This is a genomic window from Duganella sp. GW822-FHT06D06 (assembly GCF_058799615.1).
Genome location: NZ_JBXALQ010000047.1, coordinates 1 through 4,998, shown reverse-complemented (window position 1 = coordinate 4,998; position 4,998 = coordinate 1). Strand labels below are relative to the sequence as shown.

Genomic DNA, 4,998 nt, shown 5'->3' with positions numbered 1-4,998 from the left:
CAGCGCATGGGCCTGGACGTGGCGCAGCAGCTGGACAACCAAGGGGTTGTCAACAGCGGCGGTACCTTGACGTTCAACCAGACTACGGCCATCGTCAACAACAGTGGCCAGATCGTCTCGGCCGGACAGGCGAGCATCGCCGCCGGCAGCCTGAACAACGATGGCGGACTGATCGCGACGCTATCGAATTCCAACGCCGGCATCGTGATCGCTAGCCAGAGCCTGAGCAACCACGGCGGCCGGGTGCAAGCCAGCGGCGACGCGGTGTTCAACGTCGGCGGCGCGCTGGACAACGCGCAGGGCACGTTGCAAGCGGGGCAGGATATGCGCCTCAACGCTGGCGGCGCGCTGAGCAACAACGCTGGGGTGATCGAAGCCCTGGCATCCGGTAGCGCCATGCAGGTGCAGGCGGGCGCCATTGACAATGGTAGCGGCCGCATCGTCAATGTCGGTGCGGCGGCCACCAGCGTTAGCGCCCAGGGCGGCATCAGCAGCGGCGGCACCATTGCCGGCAACGGCACGCTGGACCTGAGCGCGCAGAGCCTGCAAAACAGCGGTAGTGTGGCGTCCGCCGGTTCGATGACCTTGTCGCTGTCGCAATTGCTGGACAATCGCGGCGCCATCAACAGCGGCGGCACGCTGGATTCCCGGCAAACCATCTCGCAAGTCACTAACAGCGGCACGCTGACGGCCGCCGGCCGGATTGGCTTTAGCGCGGGCAGTTTGAACAACGATGGCGGCCAGATCGCCACGCTGAGCAATTCCGGCGCGGACATCGGCCTGGACAGCCAGACCATGAGCAACCGCGGCGGCAGCGTGCTGGCCAGCGGCAACGCCGGCGTCAACGTCTACGGCGCGCTGGACAACGCGCACGGCACGCTGCAAGCCGGCCGTGACATGCAGGTGAGCGCTGGCGGCGCACTCGGCAACGCCAGCGGCGTGATCGAAGCGCTGGCCGCCGGCAGTACGCTGGCGGTGCAGGGCCAGTCCATCGACAACATGGCGGGCCGCATCGTCAACGTCGGCAACGGCGATGCCAGCATCAGCAGCCAGGGCAGCATCGTCAGCAGCGGCATGATCGCAGGCAACGGCAACCTGCTGCTGTCGGCGCAGAGCGCGCAAAACCTCGCGGGCGGCACTATCGCCGCCGGCGGTAACCTGGAGCTGGCGGTAACGCAGCAGATGCAAAACCAGGGCACGGTCAGCAGTGCCGGCACGCTCGGCTTCACGCAAACCGGCGCCAGCTTCAGCAACAGCGGCCAGATGATTGCCGGCGCCGCGGCCACGTTCAACGCGGCCAGCTTCAACAACGATGGCGGGCTGATCGCCACCAGCAGCGCATCCGGCGCCGACATCAGCGTCACCAGCCAGAGCATCAGCAACCGCGGCGGCAAGATACTCGCCAGCGGCGATACCACGCTGAGCAGCGGCGCCGACCTGGACAACGGCTCCGGCACGCTGCAAGCCGGCAAGAGCCTGAAGCTGGGCGCCGTCGGCGCGCTGGGCAATGCGGGCGGCACGATCGAGGCCGATGGCGCCGTTGGCAAGCTGGACTTGACGGCGGCAACCCTTGACAGCAGCGGCGGCCGCATCGTCAACGTCGGTATCGGCGATACCAATGTGCTGATCGGCAGCGACCTCGTCAACAGCGGCCTGATCGCCGCCAACGGCAACCTCAAGCTGAGCGCGCATACGCTGAAGAACGACACCGGCGGCAGCATCGGCACGGCCGGCAACCTGCTGCTGGCGGTGGACCAGCAAGTTGACAACCACGCCGCCATCACCAGCGCCGGCACGCTGACCTTCACTCAGGCCGGCGCCAATCTGAACAACGACGGCAAGATCGTCGCCGGCGGCGCCATCACCATCGTCGCCCAAGCCGTCAACAACAATAACGGCCAGATCGCCACCGCCAAGAATGGCGGCGCCGACCTGGCGCTGACCGCGGCCAGCCTCAGCAACGAGAAAGGGCAGATCCTGGCGGACGGCAAGGCGGTGCTGACCATCGCCGGCGCGCTGGACAACGTGCAGGGCACCATCCAGTCCGGCAAGGACTTGCAGATCGATGCCGGTGGCGCGCTGACCAACAACGGTGGCGCGATCGAAGCGGCCGGCGCCACCGCCGCACTGACGCTAAAAGCACTGTCCATCAACAACGGCAACGGCCGCATCGTCAACGCCGGCAGCGGCGATGCCAGCGTCACCAGCTTGGGAACGGTGAGCAATGCCGGCGTGATTGCCGGCGGTGGCAACGTGCTGCTCAGCGCTGTCAGTTTGCAAAACGGCGGCGCCGGCATCATTGCCTCGGGTAACAGCATGACCTTGCAAGTGACGCAATTGCTGGACAACCTGGGCACGATCAATAGCAGCGGTACGCTGACCTTCAACCAGGCCGGCGCCAACCTGAACAATAGCGGCCTGATCATCTCGGGCGGCAATGCGCTGATCGTCGCCAACCAGATCAACAACAACGGTGGACGCATCGGCACCGGCGCCGGCACCGATGGCGACCTGAGCCTGACTGCGCAACAGCTGAGCAACGAGGCCGGCAACATCACCACCGGCCGCGACCTGGTCGTGGTCACTCACGTACTGCAAGGCAACGGGGAACTGCAAGGCGGCCGCGACCTGGCGCTGAGCATGGACGGCGACTACACCCGGGGCAGCGGCATCCAGCAGTTCCATTCGAACCGCGACCTGAGCCTGGCGGTGACGGGGAATATCGTCAACAACGCCACCTTCGAGGCGGTCGGCAAGCTGACGCTGAGCGGCAACAACGTCAGCAACAACGCCGGCGCCGTGATGCAGGGGCAGGGTGTGGCGGTCAATGCGGCGGGCAACCTGACTAACGCCGGCCAGATCAACGGCTCGGCAACGGTGGACCTGAAGAGCAGCGGCACCATCGACAATACCAATGCCATTGTCGGCGGCAACCTGACCCTGGAGGCCCAGAACCTGAACAACACCGGCGCCGGCACCTTGCTCGGCTCGACGGGCACGATGGCGCTGGGCGTGGCTGGCACCATCAACAACACCGGCGGCGCCAGCATCTATAGCGGCGGCAGCCTGGGCATCGCTGGCGCGCTGAGCGGCGGTACGACCGGCCTGGTCAACAACATGTCGTCGACCATCGAAGCGGCCGGCGATCTGTCGCTGAACGCGGTCAGCGTCAACAACATCCGCGAAAACGTTACGCTGATCAAGGTGCAGACGGTCGATGAGACCAAGCAGATGTCGTTGCCGAGCTGGTCTCATCATGGCGACAACCATGACAACTACGACCCCAACTCCAGTAATTACGTCCCAAGCGAGCTTTACTACGTCAATCCTGACGACGTCCTGGAAGACAAGATCATGTTTGCTCCGGACGGCAATGCTTATGGGCGCGCGGTCATCCGTACGCACGCCAATGACTCCGCCTTCTTCTGGGCCGCGTCCGGGGCCTACAGCGCGCAAGGGGAGCGCCTTCGCATTGCGATGAGCGACGGTACGCGCGTGCTGTACTATATGGTCCGCAAGGACAATCAGGCCAACCCTGACCAGGGCGGGCCAACCGGCACGCCGACCGACCTCTATCTGGGCGCCGTCAACCACTGGAACAGTGGGCCGATCGCGTATTCCAGCCAGTACGGCAGTTGTTCGTCCAACTGCGTGCGCTTCGAGACCCAGCCGGAGTACGACGATCCGACCTCGACTATCATCCGTGTTACGACGCGTGCGGTGGCCCCCCAATCCGGCAAGCTGGAACAATCCCGGCTGGCGCACCACACGGCGGAAGAAGACCAGATCGCTCCGGGTTCCGGTGCTGTGGCGCAGATCCTGTCCGGCGGCAATATGCACCTGACCGTCGGCCAGGCGCTGACCAACCAGTACGGCCAGATCATGGCCACGGGCGGCCTCGCCATCGACGGCGGCGCAGCCATCATCAACCAGGGCGCGACGCTGTACCGCAACCACACTTTCGACGGTACCTGGAAAACCGACGACGGCCAGGTCGTTGCCTACACCATGCCATCGCAGAGCGAAATAATTGGCTCGGCCGCCGGCGTGATCTCCGGCGGAAAAGGCGTATCGATCATCGGCCGCAGCTTCAGCAACGTCGACGTCACGGCTGGCACGGTCGGCAATATCCGCGACAGTGTCACCGTGCTCGCAACCGGCAACAACAGCGCCAGCGGCGCCAGTCATGCGACCGGCAACGGCGCCAGTGGCGGCAGCGCCGGCGGCCACGTCGGCGGCAGCGGCATCGGCAACAACGCAGGCGGCGCCAGTGTGGCCGGCGGCAGCGGCATCGCCAATCAGGCGGCGCATGGCGCGCAAGCCGGCGCTAGCGGCACCGCCAATCAGGCGGCACAAGGCGCGCAAGCCGGCGCTAGCGGCATCGCCAATCAGGCGGCGCAAGGTGCGCAAGCCGGCGCCAGCGGAATCGCCAATCAGGCGGCGCATGGCGCGCAAGCCGGCGCTAGCGGCACCGCCAATCAGGCGGCACAAGGCGTGCAAGCCGGCGCCAGCGGCATCGCCAATCAGGTGACGCATGGCGCGCGAGCCGGCGCTAGCGGCGTCGCCAACCAGGCTGCGCTTGATGCGCAAGCCAGTGCTAGCGGTGTCGGCAACAACGCGGCGCTGGGTGCACAAGCAGGCGGCAGCGGCTTGTCCAACCAGGCGACGGACGCCGCGTTGGCGGGCGGCAGCGGCCTCGGCAACCAGGGTCATACGCGTCTGGATACCAGCGGTAGCGGCGCCTACAACGGCGCCCGCGACATCGATAACGTCAACGCCATCGGCAAGGCCAGCTCGGCTGCGACCAGCGGCGCGGCCCAGGGCAGCGGCGCCGGTGGCCAGGCGCTTGGCGACGTCAACTCCGGCCACGGCGCCAGCCTGGCGCAGAACGCCGCCAACAGCGGCACGGTGGTCAAGGTGACGCCGAACGGGCTGTCGCTGCTGAACCCGAACGCCAACGGCAGCTACGTGTTCGAAACCCGTCCGCAGTTCGCCAAT

General features: G+C 66.3%; 1 protein-coding gene. It reads left to right on the top strand.

The window, feature by feature from the left end:
- The coding region (locus tag AC1RMD_RS31065; RefSeq protein WP_492932706.1) for a beta strand repeat-containing protein at positions 1 to 4,998 on the top strand (4,998 nt) is incomplete at both ends.